The 21191-nt window shown below is 70.6% G+C and carries 18 protein-coding genes; 10 read left to right on the forward strand and 8 right to left on the reverse strand.

The window, feature by feature from the left end; all coding sequences use genetic code 11:
- Positions 1 to 22 precede the first annotated feature (22 nt).
- A complete protein-coding gene (locus AB0399_RS00545; protein ID WP_329366429.1) occupies positions 23 to 2281 on the reverse strand; it encodes a (Fe-S)-binding protein in 2259 nt (752 codons plus the stop codon).
- A 445-nt stretch (positions 2282 to 2726) separates the two neighbouring features.
- Between AB0399_RS00545 and dnaK the strand changes: the two genes are divergently transcribed.
- The 5 genes from dnaK to AB0399_RS00570 all read left to right on the forward strand — a co-directional run bounded on the left by dnaK (position 2727) and on the right by AB0399_RS00570 (position 7668).
- Positions 2727 to 4610: a molecular chaperone DnaK gene (gene dnaK / locus AB0399_RS00550; RefSeq protein ID WP_329366427.1), complete on the forward strand. Its 1884-nt coding sequence runs from the start codon at positions 2727 to 2729 to the stop codon at positions 4608 to 4610.
- Positions 4607 to 5326 (forward strand): nucleotide exchange factor GrpE, encoded by a 720-nt coding sequence (gene grpE / locus AB0399_RS00555; RefSeq protein WP_329366425.1) that lies wholly within the window; start codon positions 4607 to 4609, stop codon positions 5324 to 5326. Before dnaK ends, grpE begins: the two co-directional genes overlap by 4 nt.
- Before the next feature lie 36 nt (positions 5327 to 5362).
- Entirely contained in the window at positions 5363 to 6556 is a 1194-nt protein-coding gene (gene dnaJ / locus AB0399_RS00560) for a molecular chaperone DnaJ (RefSeq protein WP_328467297.1), read from the forward strand.
- 4 nt (positions 6557 to 6560) lie between these two features.
- Entirely contained in the window at positions 6561 to 7037 is a 477-nt protein-coding gene (locus tag AB0399_RS00565; protein ID WP_328467299.1) for a helix-turn-helix domain-containing protein, read from the forward strand.
- A 124-nt stretch (positions 7038 to 7161) separates the two neighbouring features.
- Positions 7162 to 7668, forward strand: a complete 507-nt coding sequence (locus AB0399_RS00570) for an FBP domain-containing protein (RefSeq protein ID WP_366409767.1) — start codon at positions 7162 to 7164, stop codon at positions 7666 to 7668.
- A 72-nt stretch (positions 7669 to 7740) separates the two neighbouring features.
- On the opposite strand, the gene AB0399_RS00575 is transcribed toward AB0399_RS00570, so the two are convergent.
- Complete coding sequence (locus AB0399_RS00575; RefSeq protein WP_328467303.1) at positions 7741 to 8148, reverse strand: TIGR03618 family F420-dependent PPOX class oxidoreductase; 408 nt, start codon at positions 8146 to 8148, stop codon at positions 7741 to 7743.
- Positions 8149 to 8195: 47 nt separating this feature from the next.
- On the reverse strand, positions 8196 to 9338 hold the full coding sequence (locus AB0399_RS00580) for a cytochrome P450 (RefSeq protein ID WP_366409808.1): 1143 nt from the start codon (positions 9336 to 9338) through the stop codon (positions 8196 to 8198).
- A 374-nt stretch (positions 9339 to 9712) separates the two neighbouring features.
- On the opposite strand from AB0399_RS00580, the gene clpB reads away from it, so the two are divergent.
- The 4 genes from clpB (at position 9713) to AB0399_RS00600 (ending at position 14404) form a co-directional block, all read left to right on the forward strand.
- Entirely contained in the window at positions 9713 to 12343 is a 2631-nt protein-coding gene (clpB, locus tag AB0399_RS00585; RefSeq protein WP_329366417.1) for an ATP-dependent chaperone ClpB, read from the forward strand.
- Positions 12340 to 12915, forward strand: coding sequence for a YbjN domain-containing protein (locus AB0399_RS00590; protein WP_366409768.1), 576 nt, complete (start codon positions 12340 to 12342; stop codon positions 12913 to 12915). The genes clpB and AB0399_RS00590 overlap by 4 nt, the downstream gene beginning before the upstream one ends.
- A 215-nt stretch (positions 12916 to 13130) precedes the next feature.
- Positions 13131 to 13736 (forward strand): GNAT family protein, encoded by a 606-nt coding sequence (locus tag AB0399_RS00595; protein WP_366409769.1) that lies wholly within the window; start codon positions 13131 to 13133, stop codon positions 13734 to 13736.
- 200 nt (positions 13737 to 13936) lie between these two features.
- Complete coding sequence (locus tag AB0399_RS00600) at positions 13937 to 14404, forward strand: PASTA domain-containing protein (protein ID WP_366409770.1); 468 nt, start codon at positions 13937 to 13939, stop codon at positions 14402 to 14404.
- A 30-nt stretch (positions 14405 to 14434) separates the two neighbouring features.
- Here the strand turns inward: AB0399_RS00600 and AB0399_RS00605 are convergent, their stop codons facing one another.
- Positions 14435 to 15379 carry an alpha/beta hydrolase gene (locus AB0399_RS00605; RefSeq protein WP_366409771.1) on the reverse strand — a complete coding sequence of 315 codons (945 nt, stop codon included), beginning with the start codon at positions 15377 to 15379 and terminating at the stop codon, positions 14435 to 14437.
- A 97-nt stretch (positions 15380 to 15476) separates the two neighbouring features.
- Between AB0399_RS00605 and AB0399_RS00610 the strand changes: the two genes are divergently transcribed.
- The gene (locus AB0399_RS00610; RefSeq protein WP_366409772.1) at positions 15477 to 16088 is read left to right on the forward strand and encodes a TetR/AcrR family transcriptional regulator; all 612 of its coding nucleotides are present in this window, start codon (positions 15477 to 15479) and stop codon (positions 16086 to 16088) included.
- A 67-nt stretch (positions 16089 to 16155) separates the two neighbouring features.
- On the opposite strand, the gene AB0399_RS00615 is transcribed toward AB0399_RS00610, so the two are convergent.
- From AB0399_RS00615 to AB0399_RS00630, 4 genes are all read right to left on the reverse strand, one after another.
- Positions 16156 to 16950, reverse strand: coding sequence for a carbohydrate ABC transporter permease (locus AB0399_RS00615; RefSeq protein ID WP_329374084.1), 795 nt, complete (start codon positions 16948 to 16950; stop codon positions 16156 to 16158).
- A gap of 103 nt (positions 16951 to 17053) precedes the next feature.
- Positions 17054 to 17890 (reverse strand): sugar ABC transporter permease, encoded by an 837-nt coding sequence (locus AB0399_RS00620; protein WP_366409773.1) that lies wholly within the window; start codon positions 17888 to 17890, stop codon positions 17054 to 17056.
- A 212-nt stretch (positions 17891 to 18102) separates the two neighbouring features.
- Positions 18103 to 19398, reverse strand: coding sequence for a sugar ABC transporter substrate-binding protein (locus AB0399_RS00625; protein WP_366409774.1), 1296 nt, complete (start codon positions 19396 to 19398; stop codon positions 18103 to 18105).
- A 22-nt stretch (positions 19399 to 19420) separates the two neighbouring features.
- Positions 19421 to 21037 carry an FAD-dependent oxidoreductase gene (locus tag AB0399_RS00630; protein WP_366409775.1) on the reverse strand — a complete coding sequence of 539 codons (1617 nt, stop codon included), beginning with the start codon at positions 21035 to 21037 and terminating at the stop codon, positions 19421 to 19423.
- Positions 21038 to 21191 lie beyond the last annotated feature (154 nt).

A 21191-nucleotide genomic window follows, 5' to 3' on the forward strand; every position in this document is an offset into this window, starting at 1 on the left:
GGCCCCGCACCGTCCGTGCGGCTCAGCCCGTCGTGGTCGCCTCCGCCGGCACCGCGGCCGGCGTCCGCACCGAGTCGAGCAGCAACTGCGCGACATCCACGACCTGCAGCGACTCCTTCGCCTTGCCGTCGTTCTTCTTCCCGTTGACCGAGTCCGTGAGCATCACCAGGCAGAACGGGCAGGCGGTGGAGACGATGTCCGGGTTCAGGGACAGCGCCTCGTCGACGCGCTCGTTGTTGATGCGCTTGCCGATCCGCTCCTCCATCCACATCCGCGCGCCGCCCGCGCCGCAGCAGAAGCCGCGCTCCTTGTGGCGGTGCATCTCCTCGTTGCGCAGCCCGGGCACCTTGGCGATGATCTCGCGCGGCGGTGTGTAGACCTTGTTGTGCCGGCCGAGGTAGCAGGGGTCGTGGTAGGTGATCAGGCCCTCGACGGGCGTGACCGGGACCAGCTTCCCGTCGTCCACCAGGTGCTGGAGCAACTGGGTGTGGTGGATGACCTCGTACTCGCCGCCGAGCTGCGGGTACTCGTTGGCGATGGTGTTGAAGCAGTGCGGGCAGGTGGCGACGATCTTCTTCGAGGCGCGCGGCTTGCGGGAGGTGGGGACCACCTTGCCGTCGTCGTCGAGCTCCTCGCCGAACGCCATGTTGAGCATGGCGACGTTCTCCTGGCCGAGCTGCTGGAAGAGGAACTCGTTGCCCAGGCGGCGGGCCGAGTCGCCGGTGCAGTTCTCGTCGCCGCCCATGATGGCGAACTTCACGCCCGCGATGTGCAGCAGCTCGGCGAACGCCTTGGTGGTCTTCTTGGCGCGGTCCTCCAGCGAGCCCGCGCAGCCGACCCAGTACAGGTACTCGACCTCGGTCAGGTCCTCGACGTCCTCGCCGACGACCGGCACCTCGAAGTCGACCTCCTTGACCCAGGCGAGCCGCTGCTTCTTCGGCAGGCCCCAGGGGTTGCCCTTCTTCTCCAGGTTCTTCAGCATCGTGCCGGCCTCGCTGGGGAAGGCCGACTCGATCATCACCTGGTAGCGGCGCATGTCCACGATGTGGTCGACGTGCTCGATGTCGACCGGGCACTGCTCGACGCAGGCGCCGCAGGTGGTGCAGGACCACAGCACGTCGGGGTCGATGACCCCGTTCTCCTCCAGGGTGCCGATCAGCGGGCGTTCGGCTTCGGCGAGGGCGGCGGCCGGCACCCCGGCGAGCTGCTCCTCGGTCGCCTTCTCCTCGCCCTCCGCGGACTTGCCGCCGCCTGCCAGCAGGTAGGGCGCCTTGGCGTGGGCGTGGTCGCGCAGGCTCATGATCAGCAGCTTCGGCGACAGCGGCTTGCCGGTGTTCCAGGCCGGGCACTGCGACTGGCAGCGGCCGCACTCGGTGCAGGTGGAGAAGTCGAGGATGCCCTTCCAGGAGAACTGCTCGACCTGGGAGACGCCGAACACGTCGTCCTCGCCCGGGTCCTCGAAGTCGATCGGCACGCCGCCGCTGGTCATCGGCTGGAGCGCGCCCAGGGCCACCGGGCCGTCGGCGTTGCGCTTGAACCAGATGTTGAAGAAGGCGAGGAAGCGGTGCCAGGCCACGCCCATCGAGGTGTTCAGGCCCAGGGTGATCGCCCAGATCATGGTGACGCCGAGCTTGATCATCGCGACCAGGTACACGGTGTTCTGCAGGGTGTGGGTGCTCAGCCCGCGCAGGCCCGCCACCAGGGGGTACGACACCCAGTACGCGGCTTCGTAGTGGTCGACGCCGTGCAGGGCGCCCTCCAGGCCGCGCAGCATCAGGATGGCCAGGCCGATGACGAGCACCACGTACTCGACGAAGTACGCCTGCCATGCGGTCGATCCGGCGAAGCGCGACTTGCGTCCGGCGCGGGAGGGCAGGTTCATCAGCCGGACCGCGATGAGCACCAGGATGCCCAGGGTGGTGAAGAGCGTGATGAACTCGATGTACACCTCGTACGGCAGCCAGGTGCCGATCACCGGGAGAATCCAGTCGGCCTTGAAGAGCTGTCCGTAGGCGTTGAGGATGGTCAGGCCCAAGGTGAGGAAGCCGACCGCCACGAACCAGTGGGCGACGCCGATCGGGCCCCACTTGTTCATCCGGGTGTGGCCGACGAACTCCTTGGCCAGCGTCTTCGTGCGCGCGACCGGGTCGTTGGTGCGGCTGCCCGCGGGGACGGGCGTCCCGAGCTTGACGAACCGGTAGATCTGCGCGACGGCGAGGCCGATCAGGGCGACGCCGACCGCCGTGAGGACCAGCGACACGATGATCGCGGCGAGCTGCATGAGGGCTCCTCGGGCCTGCTGCGAGCAAAAACGTACTAAGCGGTAACTTACTCCGGTCTCGGCTGAGGTTACCCGGGAATTCCGGGCCCATAAAGCCGCCCTGCTGGTGATCTGCGTCGCGACGGGGGTACCCGCGGGGCGGAGCGGGGGCGCCCGCTGGGTGGGGGTGGGGGTGCTCGCGGAGCGGAGCGGGGGTGTCCGCGGGGCGGATCTGCCGCCGATCGGGTGAATTGCGGCGGTTCAGGCGTGGCCGGGGAACTACGCAGGGTGCCCATCCGTGAGACAGGTGAGGGGCGGCGCCGGTGGTCGGGTGGGCGTCGCTCGGGTAGTGCGTCAGACACGCGCCGTTAAGTTGAGTCGCCTCGACTCATGTCAATTGACAGCGGGCTCGTTGTCGTGCACTGTTGAGCCAGTTGCACTCAAGTCAGTTGTTGGAGGATTAACCATGGCACGTGCGGTCGGCATCGACCTGGGCACGACTAACTCCGTCGTCAGCGTTCTCGAAGGCGGCGAGCCCACCGTCATCACCAACGCAGAGGGCGCCAGGACCACGCCGTCCGTCGTCGCCTTCGCCAAGAACGGCGAGGTGCTCGTCGGCGAGGTGGCCAAGCGCCAGGCCGTCACCAACGTGGACAGGACCGTCCGCTCGGTCAAGCGCCACATGGGCACCGACTGGCGGATCAACCTGGACGGCAAGGACTTCAACCCGCAGCAGATGAGCGCCTTCATCCTGCAGAAGCTGAAGCGGGACGCGGAGTCGTACCTGGGCGAGAAGGTCACCGACGCGGTGATCACCGTCCCCGCGTACTTCAACGACTCCGAGCGGCAGGCCACCAAGGAGGCCGGCGAGATCGCCGGTCTGAACGTGCTGCGCATCGTCAACGAGCCGACCGCCGCCGCGCTGGCGTACGGCCTGGACAAGGACGACCAGACGATCCTCGTCTTCGACCTCGGCGGCGGCACCTTCGACGTGTCCCTGCTGGAGATCGGCGACGGCGTGGTGGAGGTCAAGGCCACCAACGGCGACAACCACCTCGGTGGTGACGACTGGGACCAGCGCGTGGTGGACTACCTGGTCAAGCAGTTCCAGTCCGGCCACGGCGTGGACCTGGGCAAGGACAAGATGGCGCTCCAGCGGCTGCGCGAGGCCGCGGAGAAGGCGAAGATCGAGCTGTCCTCGTCGACCGAGACCTCGATCAACCTGCCCTACATCACGGCGTCCGCCGAGGGCCCGCTGCACCTGGACGAGAAGCTGACCCGGGCGCAGTTCCAGCAGCTCACCTCCGACCTGCTGGAGCGCTGCAAGACCCCGTTCCACAACGTGATCAAGGACGCCGGCATCCAGCTGTCCGAGATCGACCACGTGGTCCTGGTCGGCGGCTCGACCCGTATGCCCGCCGTCGCGGAGCTGGTGCGCGAGCTGACCGGTGGCAAGGAGGCCAACAAGGGCGTCAACCCGGACGAGGTCGTCGCCATCGGCGCGTCCCTCCAGGCCGGTGTCCTCAAGGGCGAGGTCAAGGACGTCCTGCTGCTCGACGTCACCCCGCTGTCCCTCGGCATCGAGACCAAGGGCGGCATCATGACCAAGCTGATCGAGCGGAACACCACGATCCCGACCAAGCGTTCGGAGATCTTCACCACCGCCGAGGACAACCAGCCGTCGGTGCAGATCCAGGTCTACCAGGGCGAGCGCGAGATCGCGGCGTACAACAAGAAGCTCGGCATGTTCGAGCTGACCGGTCTGCCGCCGGCCCCGCGCGGGATGCCCCAGATCGAGGTCACCTTCGACATCGACGCCAACGGCATCATGCACGTGGGCGCGAAGGACCTCGGCACCGGCAAGGAGCAGCGGATGACCGTCACGGGTGGCTCCTCGCTGCCCAAGGACGAGGTCGACCGGATGCGCCAGGAGGCCGAGCAGTACGCGGACGAGGACCACAAGCGCCGCGAGGCCGCCGAGACCCGCAACCAGGGTGAGCAGCTCGTCTACCAGACCGAGAAGTTCATCGCGGACAACAAGGACAAGCTTCCCGAGGACGTGAAGTCCGAGGTCGAGACCGCGGTCGCCGACCTCAAGGAGAAGCTGAAGAACGAGTCGTCCGACGACGGCAACACCGCGTCGATCCGCGAGGCCACCGAGAAGGTCGCGGCCACCAGCCAGAAGCTCGGCCAGGCGCTGTACGCCAACGCGCAGGCCGAGGGCGGCGCGGCGACCGCCGGTGCCGGTGCGGGCGCCGGTCCGGCCGACGACTCGGCCCAGGCCGCGGACGACGACGTCGTGGACGCCGAGATCGTCGACGACGAGAACAAGAGGGATGGTGCCGCGTGACGGAGGAGCCGAAGGGCTTCGAGGAGCCCGACGTCCCCTCCGACGCCGCCGACAAGCCGGAGTCCGGCAAGGCGGGCAAGTCCGGCTCGGGCAACGGGACCGCCGGTAAGGCGGGCCCGGTGTCCGGGGCCGGGGACGACGCGACCTCCCAGGAGCTGACGGCCGTCAAGGCGCAGTTGGACCAGGTGCGCACCGCGCTCGGCGAGCGCACCGCCGACCTCCAGCGCCTCCAGGCCGAGTACCAGAACTACCGCCGCCGGGTGGAGCGGGACCGCGTCGCCGTCAAGGAGGTCGCGGTCGCCAACCTGCTGACCGAACTGCTCCCGGTGCTCGACGACATCGGCCGGGCGCGGGAACACGGCGAACTGGTGGGCGGCTTCAAGTCGGTCGCCGAGTCGCTGGAGACGGTCGCCGCCAAGCTGGGCCTGCAGCAGTTCGGCAAGGAGGGCGAGCCCTTCGACCCGCTGGTGCACGAGGCGCTGATGCACAGCTATTCGCCTGATGTCACACAGACGACATGCGTGCAGATCCTCCAGCCGGGGTACCGCATCGGGGAGCGCAACCTGCGGCCGGCCCGGGTCGCGGTCGCCGAGCCCCAGCCGGGCGCCCACGGCAAGGACGAGCAGTCCGAGTCGGACGAGCCGGCCGACCAGGCCGACCGGGCCGACCGGAAGGCGGACGACGACGAGGAGACCGGTGGCCCGTCCAAGGGCTGACGGAGCGGGACGTGACGGAGAGGAGGGACGCCGAGGATGAGCATCAGTAGGGACCTGTTGGAGAAGGACCTGTACAAGGTCCTCGGTGTCCCCAAGGACGCCACCGACGCCGAGATCAAGAAGGCGTACCGCAAGCTGGCCCGGGAGTTCCACCCCGACGCCAACAAGGGCGACGCCAAGGCCGAGGAGCGCTTCAAGGAGATCTCCGAGGCCAACGACGTCCTCTCCGACACCAAGCGGCGCAAGGAGTACGACGAGGGCCGCGCGCTGTTCGGCAACGGCGGCATGCGGCCCGGTCCCGGCGCGGGTGGCAGCGGCGGGTTCAACTTCGACCTGGGCGACCTCTTCGGCGGCGCCCAGGGGCCCGGCGGCACCACCACGACCGGCCAGGGCGGCGGCTTCGGCGGCGGCCTGGGCGACGTGTTCGGCGGGCTGTTCAACCGGGGCGGCGGCACCCGCGTGCAGCCGCGCCGCGGCCAGGACATCGAGTCCGAGGTGACGCTCAGCTTCACCGAGGCCGTCGACGGGGCCACCGTCCCGCTGCGGATGTCCTCGCAGTCGCCCTGCAAGGCGTGCTCCGGCACCGGCGACAGGAACGGCACGCCCCGGGTGTGCCCGACCTGCGTCGGCACCGGGCAGGTCTCCCGTGGCGGCGGTGGCGGCTTCTCGCTCACCGACCCGTGCGTGGACTGCAAGGGCCGCGGTCTGATCGCGGAGAACCCCTGCGAGGTCTGCCACGGCAGCGGCCGGGCGAAGAGCTCGCGCACCATGCAGGTCCGCATCCCCGCCGGGGTCACCGACGGGCAGCGCATCCGGCTGCGCGGCAAGGGCGCCCCCGGCGAGCGCGGCGGACCGGCCGGCGACCTGTACGTGGTCGTGCACGTCGGCCGGCACCCGGTGTTCGGCCGCAAGGACGCCAACCTGACGGTCACGGTCCCGGTGAGCTTCACCGAGGCCGCGCTCGGCGGCGAGATCAAGGTGCCCACCCTCGGCGGGCCGCCGGTCACCTTGAAGCTGCCCGCCGGCACGCCGAACGGCCGGACCCTGCGGGCCCGGGGCAAGGGCGCGGTGCGCAAGGACGGTTCACGCGGCGATCTGCTCGTCACAGTCGAGGTGGCGGTGCCCGCACGGACCGAGGGCAAGGCGCTGGACGCGCTGGAGTCCTACCGTGAGGCGACCGCGGACCTCGACCCGCGGGCGGAGTTGTTCAAGGCCGCAAAGGGAGCGTGAGCGGATGAGCATCGACGGCGGCGGGGTCTCCGGGCCCCGGATGGGACGCGGCCGCAATCCGTACCAGTTGACGGAGGAGTCGCCGGTCTACGTGATCTCCGTGGCGGCCGAGCTGTCCGGGCTGCACCCGCAGACCCTGCGGCAGTACGACCGCCTCGGCCTGGTCTCGCCGGACCGCGCGGCCGGCCGCGGGCGCCGTTACTCGGCCCGCGACATCGAGCAGTTGCGGGAGGTGCAGCGCCTCTCGCAGGACGAGGGCATCAACCTCGCCGGCATCAAGCGGATCATCGAGCTGGAGAACCAGGTCGCCGCGCTCCAGGCCCGGGTCGCCGAACTCTCCGCCGCCGTCGACGGCGCCGCCGCCGTCATCCAGCAGCGCGAGGCCGCGGTGCACGCGTCGTACCGCCGCGACCTGGTGCCGTACCAGGACGTGCAGCACACGAGCGCGCTGGTGGTGTGGCGTCCCAAGCGGGACGGCTAGAGCCTGCCCTGGGAACCTGGGTTGCCGTTGCCGTACCCGCGTCTCTTCGGGGGCGCGGGTGCCGCACGTTGCCGGCCGTAAATGCGGCGACAGCCCCGCGGGTGGCTTGTTAGCTTCGGATGCCATGGACCCACTTGGCGAAGCGCAGATCCGGGACTCCTTCGTGAACTGCTCGAAGGGGGAGGCGAAGCGGATCAGGCTGCCTCGGGACCTGGCGGAGGTGCCGTGGGGCGACCTCGACTTCTTCGGCTGGCGGGACCCGGGCGCGCCGGACCGCGCGTACGTGGTGACCGGCGGGGAGCGGCCGCTGGGGATCACCCTGCGGATCGCGCCGGGGGCACGGAGGAACCTGATGCGCAGCAGCCTGTGCTCGATCTGCCTGACCGGGCACTCCGGCGGCGGGGTGGACCTGCTGGCCGCGCCGCTGGCCGGCCCGGCCGGGCGGCAGGGCAACACCGTGGGCATCTACATGTGCGCCGACCTGGCCTGTTCCCTGTATGTGCGGGGCAAGAAGACCTCGGTGCTGGCCAAGCGCATGGAGGAGACCCTGACGCTGGAGGAGCAGGTGGAGCGCACCCTGCGCAACCTGGACGCCTTCCTGGCCAAGGTCACCGGCGCCCGCGCGGCCTGAACCGGCGGCACGAACCCGGATCACCCGAACCCGGGGTGCCCGCAACCGAGTGCGCGGCGTCGGGCGGACGCGTCAGGCGTTGCCCATCGCGCGGGTGAGGGCGATCTCGATGACGACGCGGTCCGGGTTGAACGCGGGGGTGCGGTCGTAGCGCTCGGTGTAGCGGCGTACGGCGTCGGCGACGCGTTCCGGGTCGGCGCTGACCGTGGCGAGCCCTTCGAGGGTGGCCCAACGGCGGCCCTCCGCCTGGCAGACCGCGACCCGGGCGCCGGACGGCCCGGCGGCCCGCACGTTCGCCGCCTTGCGGCTGGCGGTGTTGGTGATCACCCGGGCGAGCCCCGCCTCGGGGTCGTAGGTGACGCCGACCGGGACGACGTGCGGGGAGCCGTCGGGGCGGCTGGTGGTCAGCGTGCACAGGTGGTACTCGCGCCAGAAGTCGAGGAATCCGGCGTCGGGGGAGCGGGGGTCACGGCGGGCCATGGGAGGAACCGTAGCCCGTCGGCGCGGTGGCGTTGCCCGCGCGGGGCTCAACCGTCCAGCCGGACCGGCAGTTCCTCCACGCTGTTGCCGACGAAGCCCGGCAGCGGCGGCAACTCGTCCTCGTCCACGGCCATCGTCAGCCGCGGATACGCCCCGTACAGCGTGCGCAGCGCGACCGCGGCTTCCAGGCGGGCCAGCGGGGCGCCCAGGCAGTAGTGGGCGCCGTGCCCGAAGGAGAGGTGGCGGGTGCCCGGCGGCCGGGTGATGTCGAACCGGCCCGCGTCGGGGCCGTATTCGCGCGGGTCGCGCCCGGCGGCGGCGTACCCGGCGAGCACGGGCGTGCCGCGCGGCACCCTGGTGCCGTCCACGTCGAGGTCGGTGGTGGGGTAGCGGAACGGGAAGTTCGCCACCGGGCTGTCCCAGCGCAGCGTCTCCTCGATCACCGCGTCCCAGGAGGCTTCACCCGAAAGAACGAGGTCGCGCTGACCGGGGTGGCCGCACAGGGCGCGCACCGCGTTGGTGATGAGATTGAGCGTGGTCTCGTGCCCGGCGACGATCATCAGCAGCAGGGTGCCGGTCACCTCCTCGTCGCTCAGCCGCTCGGCGCCGTCCGTCCGGTCCCCGTCGCGGGCCGCGATCAGCGCGCTGGTCAGGTCGTCGCCGGGGCGGGCCCGGCGCTCGGCGACGACATCGGCGAGCACGCCGTGGATCGCGCGCTGCGCGGCCATCGCGTCGGCGGCCGAACTGGAGGTGCTGACCAGGAGGTGGGTGAGGTCGTGCAGGCGGTCGCGGTGCGCCGGGTCCACTCCGAGCAGCTCGCTGATCACGCCCATCGGCAGCGGGTACGCGAAGTGCGCCCGCAGGTCCACCACGCCGTCCTCGCCCGCCCGGCCGGGCAGTTCGGCCACCAGGTCGCCGGCCAGCCGCTCGATCCAGGGGCGCATGGCGGCCACCCGGCGCGGTGTGAACGCCTTGGTGGCCAGCCCCCGCAGCCGCCGGTGGCTGTCGCCGTCGGCCGTCGTCATCCCGTTGACCAGGGCGAAGGCGTTGAGCTGCCACTGGTCCGGGATGCGGCCCTCCTGGAGTGCGGCGAAGTGCCGGGCGTTCTTGGCCACTTCGGGGTCGGCGAGGAAATCGCGCAGTTCCCGGTAGCGGGAGACGATCATGCCGGGGACACCGTCGGGCAGCATCACCGGACAGGCGGCCGCGCGCTCGCGCAGTATGGCGGCGTCGGCCCGTACGGACGCGCCGCTGGCGTCCATCGGATACGGGTCGGCGGGGCCGGCCGGGTCGGTCCTGCCGGCGGGGCCGGTCGGGATGGCGGGGTCGGTCGCGCCGGCTGGGCCGGTGGGCTCCGTGGACTCCGTGGGCTCGGTCGGGCCGGTCGGCCGGGAATCCGTCGGGTGTGCCGAGCTCATGGGTCCTCCCGAGACGGTGCCCCGAACCGGTGCGCGAACCTGTGCCCGGAATCACCTTGAGTGGAATAGACTCAACTTGCTTCATGTTCCTGTGATCAGGTTGAGGTACATGGTAGCGACGATCGAATGAGGAGGACAGCACGCCCGTGGAAGCCGAGCTGACCAACAAGAGCCGGGAAGCGCTGAACAGCGCCAACGCCAAGGCCGTCGCGGAGGGGAACCCGGACCTGACGCCCGCGCATCTGCTGCTCGCTCTGTTGAGCGGCACGGACAACGAGAACGTGCTCGACCTGGTGGCCGCGACCGGCGCCGACCCGGCGGCGCTGCGCGCCGACGCGGAGCGGCTGGTGGAGAGCCTGCCGTCGGTACAGGGGGCCACCGTCGCACCCCCGCAGGCGAACCGTGACATGCTCGCGGTCATCGCCGACGCGTCCCAGCGCGCCACGGACCTCGGCGACGCGTACGTGTCGACCGAGCACCTGCTGATCGGGACCGCCGTCAAGGGCGGCCCGGCCGGCGAGCTGCTCAACGCCGCGGGCGCCAAGGCCAAGGCGCTGCTGACGGCGTTCGAGAGCGCCAGGGGAGGGCAACGGGTGACCAGCCAGGACCCGGAGGGCACCTACAAGGCGCTGGAGAAGTACGGCACCGACTTCACCGCCGCCGCCCGCGAGGGCAAGCTCGACCCGGTGATCGGCCGGGACCAGGAGATCCGCCGGGTGGTCCAGGTGCTCTCGCGCCGTACCAAGAACAACCCGGTGCTGATCGGCGAGCCCGGTGTCGGCAAGACCGCCGTCGTGGAGGGCCTGGCCCAGCGCATCGTCAAGGGCGACGTGCCCGAGAGCCTGCGCAACAAGCGGCTGGTCTCCCTCGACCTGGGCGCGATGGTGGCCGGGGCGAAGTACCGCGGCGAGTTCGAGGAGCGGCTGAAGGCGGTGCTCGCGGAGATCAAGGACAGCGGCGGGCAGGTCATCACCTTCATCGACGAGCTGCACACCGTCGTCGGCGCGGGCGCCGGCGGCGACTCCGCGATGGACGCGGGCAACATGCTCAAGCCGATGCTGGCTCGCGGCGAGCTGCGGATGGTCGGCGCCACCACGCTGGACGAGTACCGCGAGCGGATCGAGAAGGACCCGGCGCTGGAGCGGCGCTTCCAGCAGGTGCTGGTCGCCGAGCCGACCGTCGAGGACACCGTGGCGATCCTGCGCGGCCTCAAGGGCCGCTACGAGGCGCACCACAAGGTGCAGATCGCCGACTCCGCGCTGGTCGCCGCCGCGACGCTCTCCGACCGCTACATCACCTCCCGCTTCCTGCCCGACAAGGCCATCGACCTGGTCGACGAGTCCGCGTCCCGGCTGCGGATGGAGATCGACTCCTCGCCGGTCGAGATCGACGAGCTCCAGCGCTCGGTGGACCGGCTGCGGATGGAGGAGATGGCGCTCAAGAACGAGACCGACCCCGGCTCCGTGCAGCGGCTGGACAAGCTCCGCAAGGACCTCGCCGACCGCGAGGAGGAGCTGCGCGGCCTGACCGCCCGCTGGGAGAAGGAGAAGCAGGGCCTGAACCGGGTCGGCGAGCTGAAGGAGCGGCTCGACGACATCGTCACCCGGATCGAGCGGGCCCAGCGCGACGGCGACTTCGAGGCCGCGTCGAAGCTGATGTACGGGGAGAAGCCCAAGCTGGAGGAGGAGCTGGAGGAGGCCACCCGCGAGGAGCAGGAGGCCAAGACCAGGGGTGCCGACGAGAAGATGGTCAAGGAGGAGGTCGGCCCGGACGACATCGCCGACGTCGTCGCCGCCTGGACCGGCATCCCCGCCGGCCGCCTGCTGGAGGGCGAGACGCAGAAGCTGCTGCGGATGGAGGACGAGCTCGGCAAGCGGCTGATCGGCCAGACCGAGGCGGTCCGCGCCGTCTCCGACGCGGTGCGCCGCTCCCGCTCCGGCATCGCCGACCCGGACCGCCCCACCGGCTCCTTCCTCTTCCTCGGCCCCACCGGCGTCGGCAAGACCGAACTGGCCAAGGCGCTCGCCGACTTCCTCTTCGACGACGAGCGGGCCATGGTCCGCATCGACATGAGCGAGTACGGCGAGAAGCACTCGGTGGCCCGGCTGGTCGGCGCCCCGCCCGGATACGTCGGGTACGAGGAGGGCGGCCAGCTCACCGAGGCGGTCCGCCGTCGCCCGTACAGCGTGGTGCTGCTCGACGAGGTGGAGAAGGCGCACCCGGAGGTCTTCGACGTCCTGCTCCAGGTCCTCGACGACGGCCGGCTCACCGACGGCCAGGGGCGTACCGTCGACTTCCGCAACGCGATCCTGATCCTCACCTCCAACCTGGGCAGCCAGTACCTGGTCGACCCCAAGCTGGACCCGGAGCAGAAGAAGGAGAACGTCCTCGCCACCGTCCGCGCCTCCTTCAAGCCGGAGTTCCTCAACCGGCTGGACGACATCGTGGTGTTCTCCGCGCTCGACCAGGACGAGCTGCGCCGGATCGCGCGGCTGCAGACCGCCCGGCTCGCCGAGCGGCTCAGGGACCGCCGGCTCACCCTGGACATCACCGACGGCGCCCTGGACTGGCTCGCCGAGGAGGGCAACGACCCCGCCTACGGCGCCCGTCCGCTGCGCCGGCTGATCCAGACCGCGATCGGCGACCCGCTGGCCCGCGCCATCCTGGCCGGAGAGGTGCTGGACGGGCAGAACGTCCGGGTGGACCGGGCGGTCGACGGGCTCATCGTCATGGGGGAGGATGGCGGGGAAACGTCACGAAGGGAACCCTCACGGTGAGCATCGACCCCTCCTCGATTCCGAACTTCGGGAGCCAGCCGGAACCCGACCAGCCGAGCGGAGGACCCACCGCCAACGTGGTGATCCCGGACCAGGACCTGGTCAAGCAGCTCCTCGACCAGATGGGGCTCAAGCACGCCATCGACGACGAGGACGACCTCCTGGCGCCGTGGGAGGAGTTCCGCACCTACTTCATGTTCCGCGGCGAGGCCCAGCAGCACGTCTTCGCGGTGCGTACGTTCTACGAGCGCACATACTCCGTCGACGAGAAGGCACAGCTCCACGAGGCGATCGACGAGTGGAACCACCTCACGCTGTGGCCGAAGGTCTACACGAACACCGACGACGAGGGCGCCGTCCGCCTCGTCGGCGAGGCCCAGATGCTCATCGGCATGGGCGTCAACCTCGACCACTTCGTGGCCACCACGGTGAGCTGGGTGCAGGCGTCCATCGAGTTCAACAAGTGGCTCGGTGAGCGGCTGGGCCTGGAGGAGGCGGCCGGCGACGACAGCGACGGCGAAGGCGGCTCCGACTCCGGCGCCGGCGACTCGGGCGACGGCTCCGAGGGCTGAACGAAGGAAGCGCCGGGCGAGGAATCGTCCGGACCCGCACACGCACCTCCACGGGCGCCCGGGACGAAGCAGGTACGCGCACGCACGCGTACGACGTCCCGGGCGCCCGTGCGTGCGCTGAGCGTGCGTGCGTGCGCTGAGCGTGCGGGCGCCGAACGTCGGCGTAACCGAACGGGCGTACGTGTCCGGCGCGGTGGGTCAGTAAGGTGTTGGCCATGGCTTCTCCGCGTGGCGCCGATCTGACGGCGCCGACCATCCTGCGTGCCCACGGGCTGGTGCTGCGCCCCGTCGTCGCGTCCGACGAACCGGCGGTCGCGCGGGCGATGACCGATGGCGAGGTGCTCCAGTGGGCCGCGGGCATGGCGGTGCTCGACGCACCGCCGAAGGACCGCGCCACGGTGTGGCTGTCGGCACGCCTCACCGCGTGGTCGACCGGCACCGCGGCGTTCGCCGTGACCGACCCGGCCGATGACGTCATGATCGGCTACCTCGGCCTGCGCGACGTGCACCGGGTGCCCGACCAGGCGGTGGCCGGGTACTGGGTGACGCCCGCCGCCCGCGGCCGCAAGGTCACCGCCCGCGCTCTGGACGCCGCCGCGGACTGGGCCTTCAGCCCGGCCCACGCCGGCGGCCTGGGACTGCACCGGATCGTCCTCGACCACGTCCTGCACAACGTCGGCTCCTGCCGGGCCGCCCTGCGGGCGGGGTTCGCGGAGGAGGGCGTGATGCGGGAGGCGTTCGTCGAGCCGAACGGAAAGCGGCACGACTGCCACCTGCACGCCCGGCTCGCCACGGACCCGTCCGCGCGGCCCTTCGACTGAGCGGACCTGCGGCCGAACCGAGCGGCGGAGCGGCGGAGCGGCTGGGTCGGTCGGCCGGGCGGTGCGTACGGCGGAGCCCGGACCTGTGACTGTGACTCAGGTCTCATCGGGGGCGTGCAGCAGACGGGACCGCTGCCGCGTCGGGAAGGGGTGAACGCAGCACGGACGACACCCCCTTCGAGCAGGAACCGGTGAACGCCATGAACGACTCGACCAACAGCGCCGAAGCGCCGCACTCCGGCACCGCCACCACCGCGCGCGGAGCCCGTCGCAAGCGGGCCACCGCCGTCGCCGGTATCGCCACCGCACTCGTCCTGGCCGGTGCCGGCACCGCCCTGGCCGCAGGCGGCGGCTCGCACACCTCGCATCCGTCGCACACCTCGCACCGGTCGCACACCTCGCGGCCGGCCGCCACGGCGGCCCACAAGACCACCGCCGACGGGAACGTCACCACCGTGCAGTACGGCGACATCCCGATCCAACTGGCCGGCTTCAGCCTGGACATGGCCAGGGCCGAGCTGGTGGACAAGGCTCAGCTCAAGATCGGCACCGTCACCAAGGCGTCGCCCCGCGGCTGCAAGCCGACCTCCGTGCTCGCGGTCTCCCCGCACGCCCCGACCGTCGTCCACAAGGGCGACACCGTCGACCTGACCATCTGCGCCGCCTGACCCGACGGGGCCTGAGGACCGCCTCCCGCCCTACCCGACGCGCTCGCGATCGATGAACGCGGTCAACGCGCCCACCACCGCGTCGGGCTGCTCGTCGGGAATGAAGTGCCCGGCACCAGGGATGACGGCTCCGGTCACGTGGTCCGCCCAGGGGCTGATGGAGGCGGCCATGTCCGGGATCGAGCCGTGGGACGAGGAGACCGCCAGGATCGGGACGGCCAAGTGCCGCCGTCCGAGGGCCTCATGGTTCCCGCGCGCCGATTCCGCGGCGGCGCGGTAGTACGAGAGCGACGCCCGCAGCCCGCCCTCCGCCGCGACGGCGGCGGCGTAGTGGTCGATCTCGGCGTCGTCGAACGTGTCCGGGGACAGCGTCTTGGCCTTCAGGAACCAGTCGACGTAGTCGCGTTCGCGACCGGCGAGCAGCGTCTCGGGCAGGTCGGGCACGAGGTGGAACGCGAAGTGCCAGGTCTTCCAGGCGCGTTGGGGGTCCGTGGGGATGGCGTCCGGGAGGCTGATACCGGGAATGCCGGCGTCGAGCAGGGCGACACCGTGCAGGCGGTCCTCGTACGCCAGGGCCAGCGAGAAGGCGACCCAGGCCCCGATGTCGTGGGCCACGAGCCAGTACTCCTCCGCGTGGAGCGCGGTCACGGCGGCGTGGACGCGCGAGGCGACGGTGTGCGTGTCGTAGCCGTGTGGAGGGCGGTCGGAGTGGCCCTGCCCCGGCAGGTCGATCGCTATCACGTGGTACCGCTCGGCGAGGCCCGGCATCACCTTGCGCCAAGCCCACCAGGTCTGCGGGAACCCGGCGAGCAGGACGACGGCGGGGCCGCTCGGCCGACCCCCTTCCACGGCATGGAGGCGGATGCCTCCGGCGTCGACCCAGCGGTGGCCGAAGCCCGCGAGGTCGTGCAGCGGCAGCCCGGAGATCGGGTGCTGCCCGGGGGAGCGGTTCTCGGTGGTCGCGGTGTCGGTCATGCCGCGAGCCTAACCTATCTTGAACCGATCAGTTCAAGATAGGATGGGCAGGGGCCGCGACGGAGTGGCCCGAGCTCGTCGACGAGGTGCGTGCGTGATGGCCGGGAAGAAGCAGTTCGATGTGGACACCGCGCTCGACGCGGCGATGGTCCGGTTCTGGCGAGCCGGATACGCCGACACCTCCCTCGACGACCTCTCCCGGGCGACCGGACTGAACCGCAGTTCCATCTACTCCTCGCTCGGCGACAAGGACACGCTCTACCTGCGCTGCCTGGACCGCTACACCACGCGGTACGGAGGCAGGTACGACCAGGCCCTCTCGGCCGCGTCCGAGGAACCGCTGCGGGCGGTACGGGCCTTCTTCGAGGTCACGCTCGCGCGCATCGCCGACCCCGACGTGCCGGACGGATGCCTGGTCGCCCAGACCGCGATGGCGGTACCGGTGCTGAACCCCGCCATCGCCGCGCGCGCGATCGAAGCCCTTGCCATGCAGCGCACCCGGCTGCGGACCGCCCTGACCGCCGCGGACCTGGCCGACCCCGATGCCGACGCCTTCGCGGTCCACCTCGCGGCGGTCAACCAGTCGCTGGCCGTGATGAGCAGAGCCGGCACGAGCAGCCGGCAACTCCACACGATTGTCGACATCAGCATCAGCGCACTCGCCCACGCACTCCCGACCCCGACCCCGATCCCCGCCCCCAACCCCTGAGCCCGAGCCCGAGCCCGAGCCCGCCGACGCCCTGTCGCGGGCGAACCGGAGTCGGGGGCGTGTCGGGTCAGCCCTTCAGGCCGGTTTGCGCGAGCCCTTCGACGAAGTGGCGCTGGGCGGCGATGAAGACGGCCAGGACGGGGACGACTGTCGTCACGGAGGCGGCGAGTTGGACGTTCCACAGGTGGGAGCCGTAGGCGTCGGTGTACTGGGTGAGGGCGACCGGGAGCGTGTAGTTGCGCTTGTCGGTCTCGTAGACGAGTGGTTCGAGGTACATGTTCCAGCTGTTGAGGAACGTGAAGATCGCCACCGACGCCAGCGCCGGCCGGGCCAGCGGCAGCGCCACCCGGAAGTACAGGCCGAAGCGGTTCAGACCGTCCATGCGGCCGGCGTCCTCGAGTTCGTCGGGGACGGCCAGGAAGAACTGCCGCATCACGAAGGTGCCGAGCACGCTCGGCGCCCCGAGGATCGGGATGACGATCAGCGGCCAGTGGGTGTTGGTCAGCCCGAGCCGGTCGACCATCTTGAACAGCGGGATGACGGTGACCTCGGTCGGGATCAGCAGGCCGCTGAGGATCAGCGGGAACAGCACCTTGTTGCCGGGGAAGGGGATGCGGGCGAAGGCGTACCCCGACAGGGACGCGACCACCATCGTGCCCGCGGTGACGAGCAGCGCGATGTAGAGGCTGTTCAGGTACTGGTGGGCCAGCGGGTAGTTCGCGAACGCGGTCTTGTAGTTGGACCACTGCGGGTGCAGCGGCAGCAGCTTCGGCGGGTAGCCGAGCACCTCGTTCTCCGGCAGGAGGGAGGAGGTGATCATCCACCAGGTCGGGAACACGAAGGGGATCGCGAGCACGACCATGACCGCGTACAGCAGGGGCTTCTTCCACCTGCCGCGGCGCCGTCCCGGTGGTCTCGGCGCGGTGGCCGCGTCCCGGAACGGGACCGGGTGGCGGGCGGCTGTCTCAAGACTCATAGAACACCCACTTCTTGCGCAGGCGCCACTGGATCAGGGTGAGCACCAGGATGATCGCGAACAGGACGACCGCGACGGCGCTGCCGTATCCGAAGTCGTGGTTGTCGAACGCCTGCTGGTAGAAGAAGTACACGAGGACGTTGGTCCGGTTGTCCGGGCCGCCCTCGGTGAGGATCTGGATCTGCGCGAACACCTGTAGGGAGCCGCTGATCGTCACGATCGTGGTCAGCAGCGTCGTGGGGCTGATCATCGGCAGGATCACCGAGCGGAACCGGCGCCACGGCCCCGCGCCGTCGATCTCCGCGGCCTCCAGCAGCGACCGCGGTACGCCCTGGAGGGCCGCGAGGAACAGCACCATGTTGAGCCCGACGTTCTTGAAGACCTGCACGATCACGACCGACACCAGCGCCGAGTCGTCGCCGCGCAGCCAGTTGGGTCCGTCGATGCCCACCGCGTGCAGCAGCGCGTTGATGCCGCCGTTGTTCTGCAACAGGAAGTTCCAGGTGATCGTCCAGGCCACCAGCGAGACGACGACGGGCGAGAAGAAGAGCGTCCGGAACACCGTGGTGCCGCGCAGCCGCTGGTTCAGCAGCAGGGCCAGCAGCAGGGCCAGGGAGATGTTGATCACCACGAGTCCGACGCAGAACAGCGCCGTGGCCCGCGCCACCGACGGCGTGGCCGGATCGTGGATCAACTGCGAGTAGTTCTTGGTGCCCACGTACGTCGTCACGCCGGAGAGCACGTTGGACTTGTGGAAGCTGTAGTAGACGACCGCGATCAGGGGGTAGAGGACGAAGGCGAGGAACCCGAGGGTCTGCGGCAGCACGAACAGCCAGCCGCTGAAGGCATCCTGCCGCCGCAGCGTCCAGAACCGCCCGGTCCCGGTCCGCGGCCTGGTCGGTGACTCGGTCCGTGATCCGGTCCGTGATCCGGTCCGCGGCCCGGTCCGTGATCCGGTCCGCGGCCCGGTCCGTGATCCGGTCCGTTGCTCGGGGGCGCTCGCCCCCTGTCGCGTGGGCGGTATCTCCCTCATGGCGGTCACTCGGACAGGGCCGGTGCGATCGCCTTGCAGACGCCCGCCAGCACCGAGTCGACGTTCGCGCCGGCCTTCCACATCGGATCGAGCGCGTTCTGCACGAGGTTGGCGATCTTGGCGCTGTCCTGGTGGGACGGAAGGACGGCGCCGTTCTTGATGCCGTCGATGACCACCTGCTGCAACTGCTGCGGGGTGAAAAGGGGGTTGGCGCCCGCCAAGGTGCCAGTGGTGAGCTGGCTGGTGCGGGCCGGCGGGAAGTAGCGGGCGAGCTTGGCGGAGTTGGCCGGGTCGGAGAAGTACGCGAGGAAGTCGGCCGCCTGCTGCTTGTGCGAGCCCTTGGTCAGCACGCCGATGCCGGCCTGCCCGATGACCTGGGACGCGCCGGTCGGGCCGGACGGGAGCGGGACGATCCCCCAGTCGAACGGATGGTTCGCCAGCAGCGTCGCCCGGCTGATCTGGGTGACGGTGAGGGCGGACTCGCCGGCGAAGAAGTCGGCGGTCTCACCGGGGCCCGGCAGCGCCTTGTCCGTGAAGATCGCGTCGTGCAGGAAGGTCATCGCCTGCCGCATCGCGGGCGCGTCGAACGTGCAGGTCTTCCCGTCGGCCGACCACGCGTCGGCCCCCCAGCCGCGCCACAGTGCGGCGAGTTCGATCCAGGTCTTGTAGTCCCAGTCGCGGATCACCAGGCCCTGCTTGTCGGTGTGGGCGGCGACCCGCGCGGCCATCCGCTCCGCGTTCTGCCACGTCCACTGGTGGGCGGCCACCATCTGGTCCGGGGTCTGCTTCACCCCGGCCTTCTTGAGCAGGTCCTTGTTGTAGAACATCCCGAACGGCGAGGTGGAGAAGGGGTACGCGTACAGGTCCCCGCCCTGCTTCCACAGCTTGGTGGCCGCGGGCGTCAGGTCGCCGTACTGGTAGCCGGCCGTCTTCTCCAGGGTCGGGGTCAGGTCGGTGAGCGCCCCGGACGTCACGAAGTCGGGCGCGTCCCGCTCCAGTACCCAGGCCATGTCCGGCGGGTTGCTGCCGGCGATCTGGGTGGTCAGGGCGGTGGTGTAGTTGTCGATCGGGATGTAGTCGAAGGTGATCGACCTGATGTCCGGGTGGGTCTTGCGGTACTCCGCCGCGATGCTGTCGAACAGCGCCGTCTGCGACTTGTCATTGCTCCACACGGTCATCCGCAGCGACACGTTCGAGTCGTCGCCCGAGCCGGACCCGTTGGAGCACCCCGCGAGCGGGACGACCAGCAGGGAGACGGCGGACAGCGCGAGGGAGGTGAGCCGGAGGCGTCTGGTTCTCATCGTTGCTCCAGAGGATTCGGTTCTAGTAGCCGCGGATCTCGGGCCAGGCCAGCGGAACACCGCGCCCGGACAGCAGGGACTGGTAGTCGTGGAGGTGGTCGGGCGTGGCGTGCACGCCGTGCGGCGTACGGCCGGTGGCGACGCAGTGCGCGGCGAGCGCGCCGGCGGCCTCGCCGATGTTCCACTCGACCGGATGCAGGCGGTAGGCGCCGTTGGTGATGTGCGTGGTGCCGATGTTCTTGGCGGCCGGCAGCAGGTTGGTCATCCGCCGGGGCAGCAGCGCGCCGAGCGGGATCTGGAACGGGGTCGACGCCACGTCGAGGTAGGTGTCGCCCCCGGTCGAGGGGTGCAGGTCGATCCGGTACATGCCGATGCCGACCGAGTCCGGGTAGCGGGTCGCGCCGCGCTCGCCGCGGATCTCCAGCGAGACGTCGTCCTCGCGGATGGTTGTGACGGCCCGGATACGGCGGGACTCCCGCACGTAGATGTCCTGGGCCAGGCCGTCCTCGGTGCCGAGCAGGTCACCGCGCAGCCGCAGGGACGGGAAACCGGTGCCGCCGTCGGGCCGCGGCGCTTCGGTCTGCATCCAGTACAGGGCCGACAGCGCCAGTTCGCGCGCGCCCGCCCGGTGCTTGGCGGCCTCGTCGGCCGAGACCTCGAAGAGCGGCCCGTCCATGTAGTCGATCATCGGCCAGTTCACCAGGGTGATGTCACTGGCGTAGGCGCCGGGTTCGAAGAGCTTGCGGGCCGCGATACGGCGGAACCGCCACAGGTCGTCCGTCCCGGCGTCCTTGCTCTGGTCCGCCTCGACGGACAGCGGGTCGTCGTCCGGGTTCGGGTCGAGCCGGCCGTTCGACGGTTCGAGGGTGCGCGGGTTGGGCCAGGAGAACGCGAGCAGCGGTCCCGGCCAGACGTCCGGGCGGACCGACCGCCAGTAGTCGTACGTCGCCGGCCGGTCGATGGTGTGGTCGCCGTCCACGTGGTCGACGGCGAAGCACCAGGACGCGGCCTGCATGGTCAGCGGTTCCGCGGTGTCCTTCGCGCTGGGCTCGCCGGTGTCGTCCCTGGACTCGGCGCCGGTGACGTACTCGGCGCCGCTCAGCGGCAGCAACTCGCCGGTCTCGGTCGCGTCGATCACGTACCGGGCCTGCACGGTGACCGGGCCGTCCCCGGTGTCGCCGTCCGGCACCAGGGTCACCGCGGTGATCGCGTCGCCGTCGACCGAGACCGCGTCCGCGCGGTAGGGCCGCAGCACCGTGAGCCGCCCGGAGCTGCGGGCCGGCGCGAGCATCGCCTCCAGGACCGCCACCGCGACCCGCGGCTCGTGGCAGAGCCGGCTCACCAGGCCCGCGCCCGGGTTCAGTTGGCGAGCCCGCAGGGCCCGCGCGGTCAGCGGATAGTGGCGCCGGTAGTACTCGCGTATGCCCTCCCGCATCGACCGGTACGAGGCGGTGACGCCGAGCATCTCGACCCACGGGTGCTCGTCCGGCGGGGTGGCCTGCGCGGTGAGTTGGCCGCCGAGCCACCGCGAGCCCTCGGTGAGCACCACCCGTGCGCCGTGCTCGGTCGCGGCCAGGGCGGCGGCTATGCCACCGAGTCCTCCGCCGACGACCAGCACGTCCGTGCGTACTTCCTTCACCTGCACGTCCTTCCTGGTAATTCGTATTAGCGCACGCTAGGGAAGGAACCCGGAGAAGTCAACGACAAGTGCGGAAGCGGTGGGAGGGGGGTTCGGGCGTCTCCTGGAGGGGCTCGGCTTCCGGTCGTACGCGCGGGAGGTCGGCTCGGCGCGG

The organism is Streptomyces sp. NPDC088194 (assembly GCF_040702025.1).
In the GTDB taxonomy this organism is placed as follows: Bacteria; Actinomycetota; Actinomycetes; order Streptomycetales; family Streptomycetaceae; genus Actinacidiphila.